The sequence below is a fragment of the Desulfallas thermosapovorans DSM 6562 genome, assembly GCF_008124625.1.
Lineage (GTDB): Bacteria > Bacillota > Desulfotomaculia > Desulfotomaculales > Desulfallaceae > Sporotomaculum > Sporotomaculum thermosapovorans.
Map to the genome: position 1 here is coordinate 79,275 of NZ_VNHM01000004.1, position 19,752 is coordinate 99,026.

Sequence of the window (19,752 nt, forward strand, 5' to 3'; positions counted from 1 at the left end):
CCGGTAAGTTAAAAGCTGCCTGGACGGAAATGCTAGGTTCCCGTACGGGTATTAAAACACTGTTGTTATTGGGTATTCCCGTACTTGTTATTTGTGCCTTCTTCAGCCTGACCCGCTGTGCCGTGGTCTGGGACGGTGAGGTTGTGGTGGTGGCCAGGGACCGTGAAATTGCTGAAGCTGCTGTCAATGATTACCTGGAGCAATTGGAAAGCTCGGCGGGGATGCCTGTCAAAATAAATGCGGATACTGTCAAATATCGCCCCACCTGGCGGTTTGGTGCGGTGGAGGATAAAAAGGAGATACAGCTTTGTTTGGCGCAAAAGTTGGACCACCAGTATGAAGCCAGCGGTATCTTCGTTGACGGCAAACAAATCGTGGCAGTTAAAGATAAAGCGGTGGCCCAACAAGTACTGGATAAACTATTAAATACATACAGTGTCGATGAAGATGAAAAGGGAAAATTGTCCTTTAAGCAACAGGTGGAAATTAAACCGGTTACCGTGGACCGTTATGACTTAATGGATGCTGACCGGGCGGTGGAATATATCCGGTTTGGCGGTGTGGAAGTGCGGGAGTACAAGGTTAAGGAAGGGGATACCTTGTGGGATGTGGCCATTGCGGCCAAGCTGCCGGTTGAGGAGCTAATGGAGGCCAACCCGGACTTAACACCTGAAACCATGCAAATCGGACAGCAAATAAAAATATCCCGGCCCGCGCCGCTGGTTGATGTGCTAACCACTTATCAAGATGTGCGCCGGGAAGAGATGAGCTTTAGGGTCCAGGAGAAGGTTGACCAAAACCTTTACTGGGGTGAACAAAAACTGGTGCAAAAGGGCAGCCCCGGCCAGCGGGAAGTGGTTTACGAAGTCACCCTGGAAAACGGCCTGGAAACAAAACGGAGGGTTTTGGAACAGAAGGTAATCAAAGAGCCGGTACCCCAGGTTATCGCCAAAGGTAATAAAAAGTTGCTGGCCTTCAGGGGCGGCAACGGGCGCCTTGCTTACCCCACCGTAGGTTCCATTGTATCACCCTTTGGCCAGCGCTGGGGGAGAGTGCATGAGGGAGTGGATATTGCGGCCAATTACGGCAGCCCGGTGGTGGCGGCTGAAGCCGGTACGGTACAGCGGGCCGGTTACCGGGGCGGCTATGGACTCTGTATTGATATAAGTCATGGTAGCGGTGTGGTGACCCGGTACGCGCACCTATCCTCTGCGGCGGTAAAACCGGGGCAGCGTGTGGAAAGGGGCCAGTTTATCGGCCGGGCCGGTTCATCGGGCAATTCCACCGGACCACACCTGCATTTCGAGGTAATAGTTAACGGTGTGCCAAAAAACCCCGCTTTATTTATTTAAAACATTAAATAAATTGCCAGGGAATGCTGTTTCCTATCCCTTATGATTAATGTATAATATATTTGTGTAAAAATGTGTGGAAATAAAGTAGGGAGGGCAGCAGTCTTGGTTAAAAAAGATAACAAGCAGTCTGCAAAAAATACAGGTTCCTTTGCCAATTTACCCAGGAAGAAAAAGCGGCAAAAAATCGTTTTCGGTATACTTGCTGTGGTGCTTGGGGTGGGGTTGGTCGGCTCCTCCATGTTTTGGGCCTTCGGCGATAGCAATATACCATCCAAAGCCGGCACGGCTGGCGTGCAGCAAGCAGGTTCCACCGAACAAAAAATAGCCGATCTGGAATCCCAATTAAAAGAGGACCAGCAAAACACGGCATTAATGGGCCAGCTGGCCAAGCTGTACAGAGATAACGGCGAAGGCCAAAAGGCGGTGGATACTTATAATAAAGCGCTTAAAATTAAGCCGGACGATGTGGAAATGCACAAAGAACTGGGTGTAACTTATTTCTTGCTGGGCGATTATGACAAGGCCACCGCCCAGATGGATGAGGCATTGGAATTAAAACCGGACGATGCCTATGCCCATTATTACGCCGGCCAGTTTTATGCTTTCCGCAGTGACGAAGGCCGTGATGTTGGCAAGGGCATAAAAGAATTGGAAGAATTTGTGCGCCTCCAAAAAGAAGGACCTGATGTGGAAAAGGCCAAGCAGTATATCAATGAATTACAAGCGGGCCAAACTAATTAGACGGGCCAGGGCTACCTGGCTCTTTCTGTTATAAATTACCGTAGGCATGTATTTTAGTTGATTATATAATTGAATTATTAACTAAGTTAAAGGGGAATTGGCATGACCATGAAGCAGCAATATATACTGCAGGAACAGGAGCAACCCGCTTCACATATAGTAAAGCTGCTGTCCGTAGTGCTGGCAGTGCTGTTCATGGTCGGCACATTTATGTTGATCAGGGTACCGGGAGGTATCAAGGGATATTTATACGGGTTCTTTAGAGAAATAGCCCGGGCTCAGACGCTACTGCGCACCCACGGGTGGCAGCATGCCGAGGATGACTATTTAATTATCCGTTACCGGGGTGATCAAGAGGGAGCGGAACTGGTACAGGAAACCACCCGGCTTTTTTACCAGCGCATCTGTGACGATTTTAATTTTACACCGGCCCGAAAGATTCCCATCATTATCCATGCTTCCAGAGAAGAATTAAATGCCAGTTTCGGCTGGCCGGCCAGTGAAAACGCCATGGGCGTATACTGGGGGGGCGTGATCAGGGTACTGGCACCCCGGGCCTGGATAAATGAAGATGATCCCGAGGCAATGAAACGAATTTTCTGGCAGGCCGGCCCCATGGCCCATGAAATGACTCACCTGGTGCTGGATTACGTGGCCCGGGGCAATTATCCCCGCTGGTTTACAGAAGGCCTGGCCCAGTACGAAGAATACAAAATTACCGGTTTTTTGTTCAGCCAGCCGCCGGGAATCTGGGATCGGGGATTATACCCGTTGGAACGCATGGACCGGAATTTTGATGCACTGCTCGATCAAACCCTGGCTTACAGGCAATCGTTATCGGCGGTGGAATACATTGTAGCGGTCTATGGGGAAGACGGGTTGCATAAAATTATTAACAATCTGGCACAGGGTAAAAACTTTCACGACTCGATGATACAGGCCCTGGGAACGACTCCGGAACAGTTTGAAAACGGGTGGCATACCTGGCTGTCCGGGGAACTGAACCAGCCATTGTATATTAAGCGGGAGGATAAGGTTTAAATGGACAAACTGATTATTGACGGGGGGCGGCCGCTGCAGGGGAAGGTGCGTATCAGCGGTGCTAAAAATGCAGCTTTGGCTATTTTATGCGCAGCCATTATGGCCGGCGATGAAGTAGTATTGGAAAATATCCCTGATATCAGCGATGTGCGGGTAATGATCGAGATCATAAAACATATCGGGGCCGAGGTAAAATGGCTGAGCAATTCATCGCTCAAGATCATGGCACCCTCTCGCATAGCGGCAGATCCGCCTTGCGACTTGGTTAAAAAGCTCCGTGCTTCCAACCTGCTTTTAGGACCGCTGCTGGCCAGGTTTGGATACGCCAAGCTTTCCTTGCCCGGTGGTTGCAATATCGGGGTCAGGCCCATGGATTTACATTTTAAAGGACTGGCCGGTATGGGGGCGCAAATCAGCCTGGAAAGCGGATACGCCGTGGGCAAAACCGCCGGTCGCCTGCAGGGGGCCCGTATTTACCTGGACTTCCCCAGTGTGGGGGCCACGGAAAACATTATGATGGCGGCCTGCCTGGCTGAGGGACAAACTGTGCTGGAGAATGTGGCCAAGGAACCCGAGATAGTGGATTTGGCCAACTTCCTTAACTGCCTGGGCGCCAAAGTACGGGGAGCGGGTACCGATGTAATCAAGGTGGAAGGGGTGCCCGAATTGGGCGGGTGTGTGCGTTATGCCGTCATTCCGGACCGTATCGAATCCGGCACCTTCATGGTGGCCGCTGCAGCCACCCGGGGACATTTAGTGCTGGAAAATGTCATCCCCCTGCACGTGGAACCCATCTGCGCCAAACTGCGTGAATCCGGTGTACAGGTTTGGGAAGAAGATGATATGCTTACCGTTGACGCCACGGGCGAACTGCGTCCCGTGGATATAAAAACCATGCCTTATCCCGGTTTCCCCACCGATATGCAGTCGCAAATGATGGCCTTTTTATCCACCGTGCAGGGTACCAGTATTATCATTGAAAATATTTTTGAGAACCGGTTTCAGATCGCCGATGAGTTGAAAAGAATGGGGGCCTGTATCAAGGTGGAGGGCCGTATGGCTGTGGTCGAGGGAGTAACCAAGCTGCACGGCGCCAGGGTAAAGTCCACGGATTTAAGGGCCGGCGCGGCCCTGGTGATTGCAGCCCTCATGGCCGAAGGGCAAACCGAAATAGAAAACACCCATTATATTGAACGTGGTTATCACATGCTGGATGAAAAGCTGAAAAGCCTTGGGGTCAGGCTTAAAGTTTGATCAACTTATCTACAAAAGGCGTCAATTTGCGCCTTTTTTACTTTGCTGGCACCAGTAAAGTAAAGACCGCTCCAACTTGCCCGCTTTTTTAGAATAACAGCTTGCTAAAGAAATAAAGCAGGTGTTATACTCGTGAAAGGGGTTTCCAAAACAGTTTGAAGAATAAACAGGTAGTTATTCTTTAGTGAAGGGAAGATAGCATTACTTATGAAAAAAGTACTGGTTATGCCATGCCTGGACATCAAAGAGGGCAGGGTGGTCAAGGGTGTTCAGTTTGTTAATTTGCGTGATGCCGGCGATCCCGTGGAATGTACCCGTACATACTGTGAAAACGGGGCCGATGAATTGGCCTTTCTGGATATTACCGCCACTTTGGAAAAAAGAAAGACCACCCTGGACGTGGTGCGCCGGGTGGCCGGGGTAACCACTGTTCCCTTTACAGTAGGCGGCGGCATTGCCACCCTGGCCGATGCCGAGGCGGTTTTGGCGGCCGGGGCGGACCGTGTTTCCATCAGCAGCGCGGGTTATCGCCACCCGGAATTGCTGGAGGAAGCCGCCAAAAGGTTCGGCTCGGAAAAAGTGGTGGTGGCCATTGACGCGGATAAAAATCCTTCGTTACCATCGGGTTACGAGGTGTACATAGACGGGGGCAAAACCGCCACCGGGACGGACGCCGTAGAATGGGCCAAACAAGCTGAAGCCAGGGGTGCGGGAATTATTCTACCTACCAGCAAAGCCTGTGACGGTGCCAAAAGCGGGTATGATCTACCCTTGATCAAGGGCATTAAAGATGCAGTACAGGTACCCGTTATCGCCTCGGGGGGTGCCGGAAAAATGGAACATTTTTTGGAAGCGGTGAAAATTGGCGGGGCTGATATACTGCTGGCGGCATCTGTTTTCCATTTCGGCGAAATTATTATTGCTGACTTGAAAAAGTACCTGCGGGATAACGGCGTGGCCACAGCGTGATGGACTACCCTTGCATGCCAGTATAAAAAACAAGATAGGTTAAATACTAACAGTAATCATTTACAGGAGGTGGACCAGGTTGGCATTTAACCTATCTCAAAAGGAAAACTTACTGCTGCAGGATCAAAAGAAACATGAACAGCTGTGTATACAAAAGTATCAAAGTTATGCCCGGCAGGCTCAGGATCCTCAACTTAAACAGCTGTTTAATTCGCTGGCCCAGCAAGAACAACAGCATTTGAATACCATAAACCAGTTGTTGAACGGCCAGGTTCCCAATCTCCACCAAAACCAGCAAAACCAGCAAGGCCAAAACCAGGGCCAGAACCAAAACCAGTACCTGCAGGCTGCCCAAAACATGACTCCGGGCACGGCAAACCAGAATGATATTGATTTGTGTAACGATATGCTGGTTACCGAAAAATATATTTCCGGTACCTACGATAATACTATTTTTGAATGCACCAATTCCAATGCCCGGCAGGTATTAAACCACATTCAAAAAGAAGAACAGCAGCATGGTGAAGCTATCTTCAATTATTTGCAAAGCCAGGGCGCGTACGAGGTGCAGTAATAAAAACCATTAAACTTAAGTTGCAAAAGGCGTCATTTGGCGCCTTTTTTGTGGTTTAGGAAGGCGGTTCAAGATGAGGATAACGGTAGCTGCGGTGGGTAAATTAAAGGAAAAATACTGGCGCGAGGCCGCATACGAATACAGTAAGCGGCTGGGAGCCTATTGCCGCCTGGAGATAAAAGAGGTGGCCGACGAGGGCTATGCCGAGGGACTACCGGCGGCGGAAGAAGAGAAGATAAAACAGCGGGAATGGCAGAAAATAACCCGGCAGCTTCGCCCGGACACCTACCTGGTGGCCCTGGACGTGCGGGGGGAACAGGTATCCTCGGAACAGCTTTCAGCCCGCCTGGATAAACTGGCTTTGGACGGGTGCAGTGATGTTACCTTTATCATTGGGGGCAGCCTGGGACTGCCGGACCAGGCCCTGAGGCGGGTCCACTGGCGTTTGTCCTTTTCCCGCCTGACCTTCCCCCACCAGCTGATGCGGGTAATGCTGTTGGAGCAGATTTACCGGGCCTTTAAAATATCCCGTGGTGAGCCCTACCACAAATGAGTCTAAAGTAGGTTTCATTAAGGTTTTTGTAAACGTTCTATATGGATAGTGGTATAATAACTTTGAGGTGGTAATGATGAGAAAGTTGAATTTCACAATCCTTATTGAAAAGGATTAGGATGGAATATATATTGCTTCTGTTCCTGCACTAAAAGGTTGCCATACTCAGGCTAAAACAGTAGAAGAATTGCTTCCGAGAATAAAAGAGGCAATTGAATTATGCCTGGAAACAGAAGATGATGGGTTCTTCCCAAATGAGTTTGTAGGAGTCCAGCAAATCGAAGTTGTCATATAAACATTTTCTTTCACCCCTGTGGCTAGAGTAGCAACAGGGGTGATGCTCTTTTCCGGGAGCAATTTAACAATTAAACCGGAAAGGAGTTTTTTTTGCGCCGCTTTAAAATGATAGGGTTTTAAACCGGATTCTGAATCAAATCTTGCATTCTTGGAATTATATAGGAGGAACATATTATTTGTATTTTGGGAAAAGGTGATGATTGTTTTGACGCAACCTCAGGAAATCGATGTTACTAAGCCCCTGGAGCGAGAATTTTCCAAGGAGAAATATGACCAGCTGGAATCCTTTATCAACAGCTTAGAAACCACCAAGGGGGCTTTAATTGAAATCCTTCATAAAGCCCAGGATATTTTTGGCTACCTGTCGCGGGATGTGCAGCTTTTTATTGCCCGCAAGCTGGGTATTCCCGGTGCAGAGGTGCATGGAGTAGTAAGCTTCTACTCCTACTTCACCACCAAGCCCAGCGGGATACATACCATCAATATTTGCATGGGAACAGCCTGTTTTGTGCGGGGAGCGGATAAAATTGCTGAAAGATTTAAAGAAAGGCTCGGTATTGAATCCAATGAAACCACCGGGGACGGGCTGTTTACCATCAAGGATGTTCGCTGTATCGGCGCTTGCGGCCTTGCCCCTGTCGTCATGGTGGATGACAAGGTTTATGGCAAGGTTAAGGTGGAGGACGTGGACGATATTATAAATACATACCGGCGAACAGGAGGGGCAGTATGCGGGTAAAATCGCTGGCGGAGTTAAATAAAATAAAACAGTCGGCCATAAGCGCCGTAAGGCCGAGGCTGCACCGGGATGCTCCAACAGAAGAGAAAAATATTTTAGTCTGTGGAGGCACGGGTTGCCTGGCCAACAATAGCGATAAAATCATTCAAATATTGACGGCCCTGTTGAAAACCCGGGGCATGGCCGGGCAAGTGAAGGTAGTCCGCACAGGTTGCTTTGGATTTTGTGAGCAGGGGCCCATCGTAAAAATAGAACCCGATAATGTATTTTATGTCCGGGTGGGACTAAAGGATGTCAAGGAAATTGTAGAAGAGCACATCATGAAGGGCAAGAGGGTAGACAGGCTTTTGTATGAAGATCCACGGATAAAGGAAAAGGTTCATACCCAGGAAGAGATGACCTTTTATAAAAAACAACTTCGTGTTGCACTACGCAACTGCGGGTTGATTAATCCCGAGGATATTTATGAATACATAGCACTGGGCGGCTATGAAGCATTGGGAAAGGCACTGACCCAAATGTCCCGGGACGAGGTTATCGAGACCATAAAAAAATCCGGCCTCCGGGGGCGGGGAGGCGGGGGGTTCCCAACGGGGCTCAAGTGGGAGATTACTAAACAGCAAGAAGATGAAGTGAAATTCATTATCTGCAATGCGGATGAGGGTGACCCGGGTGCCTTCATGGACCGGAGTATTTTGGAAGGTGATCCCCATAGTGTAATAGAGGCGATGGCCATCGGTGCCTATGCCATCGGTGCAGATAAGGGTATAGTTTATATTCGGGCCGAATACCCCCTGGCCATCTCCCGGTTGACCACGGCCATGGAGCAAGCCAGGGAACTGGGGTTTCTGGGTAAGGAAATCTTTGGCACAAGCTTCAACTTTGATATTAGACTCAAATATGGTGCCGGTGCCTTTGTTTGTGGAGAGGAAACCGCCCTGATCAACTCCTGTGAAGGCAAGCGGGGCGAACCTAATTATAAGCCGCCATACCCGGCTGAAGAGGGCTATTGGGGACACCCCACCTGTGTAAACAATGTGGAGACATTTGCCAATATCCCGGTGATTATATCCAGGGGAGCGGATTGGTTTGCGGCCATGGGTACGGAAAAAAGTAAAGGTACCAAGGTTTTTGCCCTGGCGGGTAAGATAAATAATGTGGGATTGGTGGAAGTGCCAATGGGAATTACCTTGCGTGAAATAATTTTTGATATCGGCGGAGGTATTCCCAATGGGAAAAAGTTTAAAGCCGTGCAAACGGGAGGTCCCTCCGGCGGGGTAATCACCGAAAAGGACCTGGATACACCCATTGATTATGACAACCTATTGGAGATAGGTTCCATGATGGGTTCGGGCGGCATGATTGTTATGGACGAAGACGACAATATGGTCAACATAGCCAAGTTTTACCTTGAGTTTACCATGGATGAGGCCTGTGGCAGGTGCGTGCCGGGGCGCATAGGCACCAAAAGGCTTTTTGAAATGCTCCACAAAATAACATCGGGCCAGGCTACCATGGCGGACCTGGATGCCTTAAAACAGTTGGCCTACATGGTCAAGGACAGCTCTCTGTGCGGGCTATGCCAGACAGCCCCCAATCCCATCATTAGTACCATGAAACATTTCTGGCCCGAATATTTGGCCTTTGTCAAGGATGTGGATCATCCCCGGGGAGAGGGAAGGTATGTGCCCAAGAATAAAATTGGCTTGAAATCATAAAGGGGGTGTGAAAAATTTTAGCCAAACAGCATCATGATGCAGAAAGGAAAAAAATACATATCCGTATCAACGACCAGGAGTTAAGCGTCCCCGAAGGTATAACAATCCTGGAGGCTGCCCATGAAGCGGGTGTCAAGATACCCACCCTGTGCCACCTGGACTTGCACGATTTCCAACTATACAATAAAACAGCTTCCTGTAGAGTATGTATGGTGGAACTGGTAGATACAAGGAGTAATCGCAATAAACTGGTGCCCTCCTGCGTTACCAAAGTACAGGAGGGCATGGTGGTGCGCACCGATACCATTCGGGCCATTACCGCCAGGAGAATGGCGGTGGAATTGTTATTATCAAACCATCCCAATGAATGTTTCACATGTCCCAAAAATTTGGAATGTGAGCTTCAATCCCTTGCCGAGGAGCTGAATGTAAGGGAGATTCGCTGGGAAGGGGAGCGGATGGACTATCCCAAGGATATATCCAGCGACGCCATCGTTAAGGATGCCAACAAGTGTATCTATTGCCGGCGCTGCGAGACTGCCTGCAATGAGGTGCAGACCTGCGGTATTCTTTCCGGCATTGGCCGTGGCTTTAATGCCTTTGTAGGCCCCTTTGCCAATATCCCCATGGTGGAGTCTTCCTGTACCTATTGTGGACAATGCGTGCAGGTTTGTCCCACCGCAGCCCTCACCGAGGCCTTTCATTGCGATAAGGTTTGGGAGGCCATCAATGACCCCGATAAGCATGTGGTGGTCCAAACCGCCCCCGCCATCCGTGTTACCCTGGGGGAACTTTTCGGTATGGAACCCGGTACGGTTGTTACCGGCAAAATGGTGACGGCTTTAAAACGGATGGGATTTGACGCGGTATTCGATACCAATTTTGGAGCAGACCTTACTGTTATGGAGGAAGCTGCGGAGTTTATTTATCGCCTGAAAAACAACAAAACGCTACCGATATTAACAAACTGCTGTCCCGCCTGGGTCAAGTTTATTGAACACCAATTTCCGGAGTTGATCAATGTTCCTTCCACCTGCAAGTCACCGCATATTATGCTGGGCACCATTGCCAAAACTTATTATGCAGAAAAAAAGGGTTTGGACCCTGATAATATAGTGGTGGTATCGGTCATGCCCTGCATAGCCAAAAAGGCCGAGGCCAAGCGCCCGGAACTTACCAAGGATGCCCATAATAATGTGGATATCGTCATTACAACCCGGGAATTGGGAGCAATGATTAAAGAAGCGGGAATTGAATTCGTTAAGCTGCCGGACAGCGAATTTGACAGTCCCCTGGGGGAAGCAACCGGTGCATCAGTTATATTCGGCACAGCCGGAGGAGTCATTGAAGCGGCACTGCGAACCGCTGCGGAATGGATGACGGGTAAACCGCTGGAAAAGATTGAGTTTGAGGAGTTAAGGGGCATGGAAGGTGTTCGCAGGGCTACCGTTAAAATAGGTGACCAGGAGCTTAATATCGGCATTGCCAGCGGGCTGGGTAATGCACGGCATATTCTGGAGGATATTCGGGATGGCAGAGCTAATTATCATGCCATTGAAATCATGGCTTGCCCCGGCGGTTGTATCGCCGGAGGGGGACAACCCTACCACCATGGCAATGATGAAATTATCAAGAAACGCAGAGCAGCCATATATGCCGAGGATAGAAACAAAAAAATAAGAAAATCCCATGAGAATAAGGAGATCCTGGAACTCTATAAAAATTACCTGGGCAAGCCCTTTGGCCAGCGGGCCCGTGAACTTCTTCATACCCATTTTGAGGAAAGGGAAAGAATATAGGTGGCAACGCTGTACAGCACTTACAGTTGATGATTATAAGGGATAGGGACAATGCCCCGGTGCCGGGGTGCAAGGTTGAAGGATGAAAATCCTTCAACCTTATATTTATGCCTTTCCAGGGCACGAAACGCCGTGAAGGAATTTCTTTCATACTTTCAACACCCGGCACCAAAGTTTAAACTTGAAGGCGACCGGGAGCGGTAAGCGTTGATTGAATGATTAAAGCTTAGCTTTACAATTCAGTGGATATCAAGTATAAAATAGAGGATAACATAACCAAAAGACCAACTTAAAGCGGGTGTTGAGTTATTTATTAATATCCGCTGACAAAAAATCGGCTGCAAAAAGGGGAGTAGCTTAACATGGAAAAAATTCAAATGCAAGTTCCGCTGGTGGAAATGGACGGCGACGAAATGACCAGGGTTATCTGGCAGGATATCAAAGATACTCTGTTAACCCCCTACATAGATTTGAAAACGGTATACTTTGACCTGGGGCTGAAAAAGAGGGACGAAACTGAAGACCGCATTACATTGGAAGCTGCCCGGGCCACCAAAGAATATGGTGTGGCGGTCAAGTGCGCCACCATCACCCCCAACGCCCAGCGGGTTCAGGAATATAACCTGAAACAAATGTGGAAAAGCCCCAACGGGACTATCCGGGCGGTTTTGGACGGCACGGTTTTCCGTACCCCCATAGTGGTCAATAATATCAAACCCTTTATAAAGACATGGATCAAGCCCATCACCATCGCCAGGCATGCCTACGGTGATATATACAAAGGGGTGGAAATGAAGGTCGAGAGGCCGGGCCGGGCTGAGATTGTTTTTACGGGGGAAGATGGACGGGAAACCAGGGAGGTAATTCATGATTTTGCCGGTCCCGGCATTATCATGGCCATGCATAACCTGGACAAATCCATTGCCAGTTTTGCCCGGGCCTGCTTTAACTTTGCACTGGACCAAAGGCAGGATTTGTGGTTTGCTACCAAGGATACCATCTCCAAAAAATATGACCATAATTTTAAAGACATTTTCCAAGACATTTATGACAGGGAATACGCGGGTAAATTCGCGGCGGCGGGGATTGAGTATTTCTATACCCTGATTGATGACGCCGTGGCCCGGGTGGTGCGCAGCTCCGGCGGTTTTATCTGGGCTTGTAAAAACTACGACGGTGATGTGATGTCCGATATGGTGGCCACCGCCTTCGGCAGCCTGGCCATGATGACATCGGTACTGGTTTCGCCGGACGGCTGCTATGAATACGAAGCCGCCCATGGAACGGTAACCAGGCATTATTACCAGTACCTTGAGGGTAAGGAAACATCAACCAACCCGGTGGCCACCCTGTTTGCCTGGACCGGGGCATTGAAAAAAAGGGGTGAACTGGACGGTATTCCCGCCCTGGTGCAATTCGCCGGCGATTTGGAAAAGGCGGTCACTGACACCATAGAAGCGGGGATTATGACCAGGGATCTGGCACAGCTGGCGGAAGGGGAGAAGAGGATAGTCAATACCCGGGAATTTTTGCAGGAAGTTAAAGCCCGTTTGGGGCGCGGTTAAGGCATGTGAGCAAGCGCAGGCAGAGAGTAAGAATACGGTAAGTATAATAGCGGGCAATTTGCAAAAGGCCTGGCTGCTGCATACCATAATGCCCGGCAGCCAGGCCTTTTGTCTCTCCTTAAACAACCCTGTCTGTTTTTGCAAGCTTGAGTATGACAATTGCCAGCAACATTTACCTGCGAGCCAGGCGAAGTTATTTACGAGGCGCGTTGTAAAGGGATAGGCAAGTGGCGGCTATGATAATGGCAAACTGAATAAACAAATAAAAAAATGATTTCAAGTTAAATTACTTAACAGGATATTAAGCTGTGGCCCTGATCGCCTGAAAACAACGAAAAACGTGGTGCCACCGGTACCGGTATCCACTTTAATGGTTGCGTTGTGGCGCGCGGCGATACTGTAGCAAACCGCCAGGCCAAGCCCCGTCCCTTCCGCTTTGGTGGTAAAAAAAGGTGTACCAATTTTATCGAGCACCTCCGGGTTAATTCCGCAGCCCTGATCTTTTACTGCTAATATTACCTCATCATCTTTGCTGACAAATGTTTTTATGGTTAGTTTGCCTTTGGGCTCCATGGCGTCCAGCCCGTTGCGCACCAGATTCAGCAACAACTGCCGGATTTCCTTTTCATCAAGCAGCAGGTCAGGCACTTTCTGTAAATCAAGTTCTATGATTTTGTCCGCGTTGGTAGCATCGGCCGTTATCAGCGGGGTTATGGCCGCTACAATATCAGTGAGGTTTTGCAGCTTATAATCAACGGGCCTGTCCTTGGCCAGGGAAAGATATTCCGTAATTATTGAGTTGGCCCGGTCCAGTTCCTGGATCATTAAATAAAAATATTCCCTGTACTCCCGGCAGTTCTCCTTGCCGCTCAATAATTGTAAAAAACCACGCACCGTAGTCATGGGATTTCTTATCTCATGCCCTATGCCGGCGGCCATTTCGCCCACCAGGTTCAGCCGTTCCAGGTTGGCCATTTCCTTTTCCAACTGCTTTTTCTCGGTGACATCCTCGGCAAATTTTAAAATATGTGTAACCCGGCCACCGGAATCCCTGAGGGAAAAAAAGAAGGCATTTTCCCAGTAATATTTTCCACCGGCTTTTCTGCTGATTATTTCACCCTTCCAATTCCTACCCGTTTTGATTATCTCCGATAATTCATCTAAATTTCCGGTATGGTTCTCCATAAAGTTAAAAAAATTTTTACCCATGACATCTTTGGGCATATAGCCGGTGGTGCGGGTAAAACTGTCGTTGACATACTCTATTATGCCGCTGGTGTTTGCTATTACCACCATCACCGGGCTTTGCTCCACAGCACAGGATAATACCCTCAGTTGTTCTTCGGCCTTTTTTCTGGAAGTAATCTCTTCTTTCAGTGTTTGCAGGCTTCGGTGCAAATGCTTGCGGTGTTCCGCCTCCATGCTGGTCAATCCCCCTACAAGCCAGCCCACCACATACATCATGCCGATAAAAAGCAAATTCGCTTCCATGGCCTGGTAAATGTTTGTGCTGCCAATAAAGAATTTGTTATAGAGCAACAATATCAAAGTGCAAAGGGTGGACGTGGCTAACCCGCCTGTTTTGCCGGTCAGTGAAGCGGTTACCAGAACGGGCAGCAGCAGGATAGTTTCGGTGTTATCGATGCTGTTATTTACAACCAGTAACGTGGTCACTGTGACCGTAAAGGGAAAGAATATGTAAGTCGCCTTGGTTAGAGAAATAGTATTGATACCGTCCGTTAAAGAGCCGTTTCTGGTTTTTACAAGTACAATAAAGCACAGCCCAACCAGCCCGGCCATAATAAAGAAACGAACATTTATAACAGGATATATTTGGTCCGGTATAAAAAATTTATTGCTGAGCACCAGTGAAGATATCATGATCAAAAGGCAAAGCATATGGGTGGTGATTAAATATTCCTGTACTTCATTTTCCCTTTGACGCAAATTGTCTGTTGTCATGGTCTTCACCCTTTTTCATAAAATAGGAAATAGGGGTGGAAATTACCACCCCAATGCAATGGCGGAACGCGATAAACTAGCAAATACAGGCTAATTTATTTTCTTAATGCTTCAGGCACTTCGGGCTGGTAGGCGGAAATCAGGCAGGCAGAGGCGGCGGCAGCGGTGACTTTGGCCAACAACAACAGTGCTGCAACGGCAAATACCCAAAGCCGGGACGTAATCTTTTTCATTTCATTACACCTCCTTTGGTTTGGTTTTTAATGAAATACTGTCCACAAGCGACATTAACTTATGCCCCCAAGGGGTAAGCATAAAACTGCTCCAGAACAAAGTTAAGGCAATACACGGCTGGGCTGTTTCGGTATACGGCCATGGAGTATTTCTAAGCCATATCGCCATGACGGTGGCCAGCACAACAAATAAAACAGAGATCTTTTTCAGTTTTGCCCTGCGCAGCGGGGATATAATGGGGGCGGCGGGAGAATCCACGGGGGCCAGCAATAGCATGGCGTTTATCCCCACCCCAAAGGCTATGGCCGTAAGTATATCGACAAACATCTGTCCCAGGCCGCTAAAATATGCACCCAGCAGGGCCAAAAGGGGAAAAACGGCAATGGTGACGGTAGCACAGCGCCAGGGGGAATTGGAGTGGGCTCCCCCGGCGCTGTGCCTGAACAATATAGTGGTGGCCAGGCAGGCGATGGTGCCGGGCAGCACACCCAGCAATGCCCCCAGCAGGAGGGTGAAAGAAATATTCAAAAAATTTAATGCCAGCACCTCCAAAACATAGGCCAGGATGATTTCCTGCTCTGCTGTGAGGCGAGTTTTCCGGCTAAGATAACCCGCCCAGCGCTTGCTGAAGGATAGATAACTCATATTCTCCACATTCCTTCCTGGGCTCTTCTATATTTTGCGGTAATAAAGGCAACAGCGATCAGAATAAAGCCCTGGGGTAACCCGATTAACGTTCGCGTATGCTGATTGGACATTAAAAGGCTGGCTTCCGTATTTAGAAGTGTTCCGAATAATTCGTATACGGCTAATTCCAATAATCCCAGCAGAGCATAGGCAGCGAACACGACAATAAAGCTTGTGAATGGCGGCACCCTGGTAAACCTGGCGATGAACAGTGTGCTCAGCAATATTCCCGCCAAGGTGTGCAGCCCGAAGGTGACCGGCATATTTCTGATAACATAAATTACCATGGTTAATGCGCTCGCAAAAGCCAGGATCACCCCCCAGCGCAGTTTTACCCTGGCCAGAGCCAGGCTGCAGGCAACAACACCTGCAGTTTCGGGGATTCCCTGTGCAAAGAACAAAAGTGTCTGCAGCATCTTCACACCTCAATAAGCGGTAGTGTCAAAGGGACAACCAGTGCCTGGCGGCGGCGTAAACGCTAAATCCTAATCAGCTTATCTTATACCGGGCAATGAAGGCGGTTCATATTCTCCACATATCATCCACCGGTTTCCTGTATTTTGAAATTAATATCGCACCTGCAATCAGCAATATGCCCTGGGGCAATCCTGTTAATTGCCATAAAGAATAAGCCGATAGCATGATGGTTATTTCATTGCTTAGCAGAGCTCGAAACAGTTCGCTGATGCGGGCCTCCACAAATAATAAAACAGCCACAGTGATAAATACCGCCATAAAGCTTATTGAAGGGGGAACTCTGGTGGCTTTGGAAATGAACACAGCGTAAATTAAGATAGCCACTACGGTATGCAAACCAAAGGTGACGGGTAAATTTCTTATGATGTAAATAATCCCTGTAAAAACAACGGCGGTGGTAATAACTATTTTCCAGCGAATCTCCACCCTGACCAGAGCCAAAGTGCAGGCAAGCAGCCCCGTGCATTCAGGAATTCCCTGGGTAAAGAACAATAATGTCTGCAACATTACGCACCTCAAATGGCAGTACAGTGGGGTTTTGTCCGGACGGTGCCAAACAGCCGCCCCGGTGGGAAACCGCAAAAACCCGCGTAATCCAGCAAAGCTGGCCATAGAAACTATACCCAGTATTGCAAAAACTTTCTTTTCAACAGTTTAGCAAAAAATCCTTTTAAATACAGCATGTTTTTATCGCAATTTACGCGACCAACCACCAAATTTCGGCAATTTGAAGTGGCATGTGGTGGTGGTCCCGGTCCGGGGACGGGCATTCAGATTTGGCAAAAAAAGCTCAACTGCCGCATACGGGAGGGCAGTTGAGCTTTTAACAATAATACATTTATTTATTGCACCGGGAAATCAAAATACTTATCCGGGTAGGGTTCATCCTTTAATGTATAATGCCACCATTCCTCCGGGTAAGCCGCAAAACCGTGCTTTTCCATCAGGCCCTTAAGTAGTTGGCGGTTCTCCCTTTGCTCCTCTGTAATCAATTCGGTATCATGGTGGGAAATGGGGCCGAAAAAGTCAAAGGGACTGCCCATATCCAGTTCCTCTCCGTTATCAAGCCTGATGATGGTCAGGTCGATGGTGCTGCCCCGGGAGTGACCGGATTTATGAGCAATGTATCCCAGGTTGAATAAGTTGCTTTTATCGATGTCAGGATAAAATTGACTTTTCATCTTGGTGTCTTTTACATCGGCGGCCCACCGGGCAAAATTATCAACCGCCCGCTGGGGCCGGTAAGCGTCGAATATTTTTAATCCCAGACCCTGTTGATTTAATTCCTGCTGCACTTTTTTCAAAGCACTGGCCGCCGGTTCGGAGATTACGGCCCGGGGGGCCAGATAACCGTCCACCGGCCGCCCGGTGAAATTGTTCTCCCCAAAGTAACGGATATCCAACTCCACGTTGGGTATTACTTCATCCAGATAGACAAACCCCTCCGGTATAAAATGTTTTGTTTCAATATTAAAATCTTCCAGCAGCGCGTCAATACCGGCATCCCGGCCGCGGAATCTCTGGTAAAGCAACGCCGGGTGTTCCGAGGCCCCCCTGGCAAGGATATTATCCCTGAATGATGCAGCCGTGGCTTTGTTGAAGATGCCGTTCTTTTCAAAGGCAACAAAGGCGTCGGCGGCCAGGACTTCGGACCACAAATAACTGTAGTACCCCGCAGCATATCCGCCGGCAAAAATATGAGAGAAGCTGTTGCTTACCAGGCACCCTTCCACAAGGGGCAGCAGTGCGGGCTCTTCACTGGCTTCCCTTTCAAATTGGCTTACCGGCACTTGCACCGGGGAAGTGATGGTGTGCCAGGCCAGATCAATATTTCCCAGGCGCACTTGCTGCAGCCTGTTAAAGGCAATATGGAACCTCTTTTGCTCCCGGATTTTTTCCACTAATGCCGCAGGTATTTTTTCTCCTGTTTTATAGTGCACCGCAAACATGTCCAGGAACTCTTTTTGGTAGACCCAGTTTTCCATAAGCTGCGAAGGCAATTCAATAAAATCCCAGTGGGCATAATAACTGGAGGTTGCAGCATAGGTAACATCCGCAAGCAGCATATGGAGCGCATGCCCGAACTCATGGAGTAATGTGGTTACTTCGTGCAATGTCAGCAATGACGGCTCGGTTTTGGTGGGTTTAGTAAAATTACATACCACCATCACCTGAGGCCTTAAATTCTGTCCCTGGTACTTTTCCGGGGCGGCCAGCTGTGCGGTCCAGGCCCCGTCGGCCTTACCGGCCCGGGGAAAATAATCCAGGTATAACACGCCCAAAAAGCTGTTGTCGGCATCAAAAACCTCATAGGCCGTTACTTCGGGATTGTAGACCGGTATGTCTTTATTAACCTTAAATTTTAAACCATATAAACGCCCGGCCAGTTGGAAAACACCCTTCTGGACGTTCTCCAGGCGAAAATAGGGCCGGAGTTCTTCTTCGTTGAAGGATAATTTTTGGTCCTTTAGTTTGTTTTCATAATAACTCCAGTCGTAAGGCCGCAGCTCTGATTCCAACCCCAGCCCGGCGGCAAATTTCTGCAGCTTTTGAACCTCTTCTTTGGCCGCACCCTGGAGGGCATAATACAACTTGTTTTGAAAATCTTCCACCGTGCGGGGGTTTCGCGCCATGCGTTCTTCAAGCACATAGTGGGCATGGGTGGGGTAGCCCAGTAACTTGGCTGCCTGAAGTCTCAAGTTGGCTATTTCCACTACGATGGCACTGTTATCATTTTTACCGTTGCTGCCCAGGCCGCCGTAAGTTTTATACATCCGCTCCCTTAACCCGCGGTTATCGGCATAACTCATCACAGAAATATAAGTGGGGTAATCCAGGGTAAACACCCAACCCGTCATGTTCTGTGCCCGGGCGGTATCTGCCGCTGATTCCACCACAGCTTGGGGCAAGCCGGCTAGCTCGCGTTTATCGGTGACGTGTACATAACTGTTTTTGGTGTCCGCCAGCACGTTTTCCATGAACCTCATTTCCAGCTCCGCAAGGCGCCGGGAAATTTGCCGCATTCTTTCCTTTTCCCCATCCTCCAGTTCGGCACCGTTTCTGACGAATTGCCGGTAGGTATTCTCCAGCAGTGTTTTTTGTTCGGCGGTAAGCAGGTTGCGGTCACAATTTTCGTAAACATACTTTACTTTGGCGAAAAGGTTTTCGTTAAGGGTGATGTCATTGTAAAAATCGGCCAGGATGGGGGAAACCTCCGCGGCAACCTCCTGTAACTCCGGATTGGTGTCGGCTTCGTTCAACTGAAATAAAATACTGGCGGTTCTTTTCAGTAAACGCCCGCTTTTCTCCAGTGCCTCGATGGTGTTGGCAAAGGTAGGCGTTTCGGGGTTGTTAATAATGTTCTCAATTTCTGCCCGGCCCTGTTTTATGGATTCCTCAATGGCCGGCATAAAATGCCCGGTTTTAATTTGGTCAAAGGGCGGTGTTTGATGGGGGGTATTGAATGGTCCCAGTAATGGATTTACGGCACCCGTCGCTCCATGGGCTGCGGGTATGGTTATGGCCAGCATGTAGATAAAGGCCAGTATAAAAAGCCATAACCGGCTCTTATTGTTAAACACTTTTGCGCTACCTCCTGATAAGCTCTTTTTCTGTGTGGTTTATTGCCCTCACGGTTAAATTTATAAATTTTGTTAAAATATCCTGCCGCAAGGTGAAAAATACTTAATGAGCCATTGGGCCGGCCCAAGTATTATATGCCACTTGCGGAATCTTAATTAAATTAAAGGGTTTGTCCGAATAAAGGGTTTGTCCGAAAAGCAGGCTT

At 48.7% G+C, this 19,752-nt stretch carries 17 protein-coding genes; 11 read left to right on the plus strand and 6 right to left on the minus strand.

Going from position 1 to position 19,752, the window contains the following annotated elements:
* The first annotated feature begins 29 nt into the window (after positions 1-29).
* From LX24_RS04725 to LX24_RS04780, 11 genes are all read left to right on the plus strand, one after another.
* Complete coding sequence (locus LX24_RS04725; RefSeq protein WP_166510992.1) at positions 30-1,352, plus strand: peptidoglycan DD-metalloendopeptidase family protein; 1,323 nt, start codon at positions 30-32, stop codon at positions 1,350-1,352.
* 105 nt (positions 1,353-1,457) lie between these two features.
* Positions 1,458-2,096, plus strand: coding sequence for a tetratricopeptide repeat protein (locus LX24_RS04730; RefSeq protein WP_166510993.1), 639 nt, complete (start codon positions 1,458-1,460; stop codon positions 2,094-2,096).
* A 102-nt stretch (positions 2,097-2,198) separates the two neighbouring features.
* Complete coding sequence (locus LX24_RS04735; RefSeq protein WP_166510994.1) at positions 2,199-3,137, plus strand: peptidase MA family metallohydrolase; 939 nt, start codon at positions 2,199-2,201, stop codon at positions 3,135-3,137.
* On the plus strand, positions 3,138-4,391 hold the full coding sequence (gene murA / locus LX24_RS04740) for a UDP-N-acetylglucosamine 1-carboxyvinyltransferase (RefSeq protein WP_166510995.1): 1,254 nt from the start codon (positions 3,138-3,140) through the stop codon (positions 4,389-4,391).
* 207 nt (positions 4,392-4,598) lie between these two features.
* Positions 4,599-5,360, plus strand: a complete 762-nt coding sequence (gene hisF, locus LX24_RS04745) for an imidazole glycerol phosphate synthase subunit HisF (protein ID WP_166510996.1) — start codon at positions 4,599-4,601, stop codon at positions 5,358-5,360.
* Positions 5,361-5,439: 79 nt separating this feature from the next.
* Positions 5,440-5,934 (plus strand): spore coat protein, encoded by a 495-nt coding sequence (locus tag LX24_RS04750; protein ID WP_166510997.1) that lies wholly within the window; start codon positions 5,440-5,442, stop codon positions 5,932-5,934.
* Positions 5,935-6,007: 73 nt separating this feature from the next.
* Positions 6,008-6,487 (plus strand): 23S rRNA (pseudouridine(1915)-N(3))-methyltransferase RlmH, encoded by a 480-nt coding sequence (gene rlmH, locus LX24_RS04755; protein ID WP_166510998.1) that lies wholly within the window; start codon positions 6,008-6,010, stop codon positions 6,485-6,487.
* Between the two features lie 502 nt (positions 6,488-6,989).
* A complete protein-coding gene (locus LX24_RS04765) occupies positions 6,990-7,523 on the plus strand; it encodes an NADH-quinone oxidoreductase subunit NuoE family protein (RefSeq protein ID WP_166510999.1) in 534 nt (177 codons plus the stop codon).
* A complete protein-coding gene (locus LX24_RS04770; RefSeq protein ID WP_166511000.1) occupies positions 7,514-9,241 on the plus strand; it encodes a NuoF family protein in 1,728 nt (575 codons plus the stop codon). Before LX24_RS04765 ends, LX24_RS04770 begins: the two co-directional genes overlap by 10 nt.
* 14 nt (positions 9,242-9,255) lie before the next feature.
* Positions 9,256-11,040 carry an NADH-dependent [FeFe] hydrogenase, group A6 gene (locus tag LX24_RS04775; RefSeq protein WP_166511120.1) on the plus strand — a complete coding sequence of 595 codons (1,785 nt, stop codon included), beginning with the start codon at positions 9,256-9,258 and terminating at the stop codon, positions 11,038-11,040.
* A 362-nt stretch (positions 11,041-11,402) separates the two neighbouring features.
* Positions 11,403-12,605 carry an NADP-dependent isocitrate dehydrogenase gene (locus tag LX24_RS04780; RefSeq protein WP_166511001.1) on the plus strand — a complete coding sequence of 401 codons (1,203 nt, stop codon included), beginning with the start codon at positions 11,403-11,405 and terminating at the stop codon, positions 12,603-12,605.
* A gap of 276 nt (positions 12,606-12,881) precedes the next feature.
* Here LX24_RS04780 and LX24_RS04785 read toward each other — a convergent pair whose 3' ends face one another.
* The 6 genes from LX24_RS04785 to LX24_RS14920 all read right to left on the minus strand — a co-directional run bounded on the left by LX24_RS04785 (position 12,882) and on the right by LX24_RS14920 (position 19,546).
* Positions 12,882-14,567: an ATP-binding protein gene (locus tag LX24_RS04785; protein WP_166511002.1), complete on the minus strand. Its 1,686-nt coding sequence runs from the start codon at positions 14,565-14,567 to the stop codon at positions 12,882-12,884.
* A 95-nt stretch (positions 14,568-14,662) separates the two neighbouring features.
* The gene (locus LX24_RS04790; protein WP_166511003.1) at positions 14,663-14,800 is read right to left on the minus strand and encodes an AgrD family cyclic lactone autoinducer peptide; all 138 of its coding nucleotides are present in this window, start codon (positions 14,798-14,800) and stop codon (positions 14,663-14,665) included.
* A 4-nt stretch (positions 14,801-14,804) separates the two neighbouring features.
* Positions 14,805-15,446, minus strand: a complete 642-nt coding sequence (locus tag LX24_RS04795) for an accessory gene regulator ArgB-like protein (RefSeq protein WP_166511004.1) — start codon at positions 15,444-15,446, stop codon at positions 14,805-14,807.
* Positions 15,443-15,904 carry a hypothetical protein gene (locus LX24_RS04800; RefSeq protein ID WP_166511005.1) on the minus strand — a complete coding sequence of 154 codons (462 nt, stop codon included), beginning with the start codon at positions 15,902-15,904 and terminating at the stop codon, positions 15,443-15,445. The genes LX24_RS04795 and LX24_RS04800 overlap by 4 nt, the downstream gene beginning before the upstream one ends.
* A 106-nt stretch (positions 15,905-16,010) precedes the next feature.
* On the minus strand, positions 16,011-16,472 hold the full coding sequence (locus tag LX24_RS04805) for a hypothetical protein (RefSeq protein ID WP_166511006.1): 462 nt from the start codon (positions 16,470-16,472) through the stop codon (positions 16,011-16,013).
* A 335-nt stretch (positions 16,473-16,807) separates the two neighbouring features.
* The gene (locus LX24_RS14920; protein WP_243131620.1) at positions 16,808-19,546 is read right to left on the minus strand and encodes a M3 family metallopeptidase; all 2,739 of its coding nucleotides are present in this window, start codon (positions 19,544-19,546) and stop codon (positions 16,808-16,810) included.
* Positions 19,547-19,752: the final 206 nt, after the last annotated feature.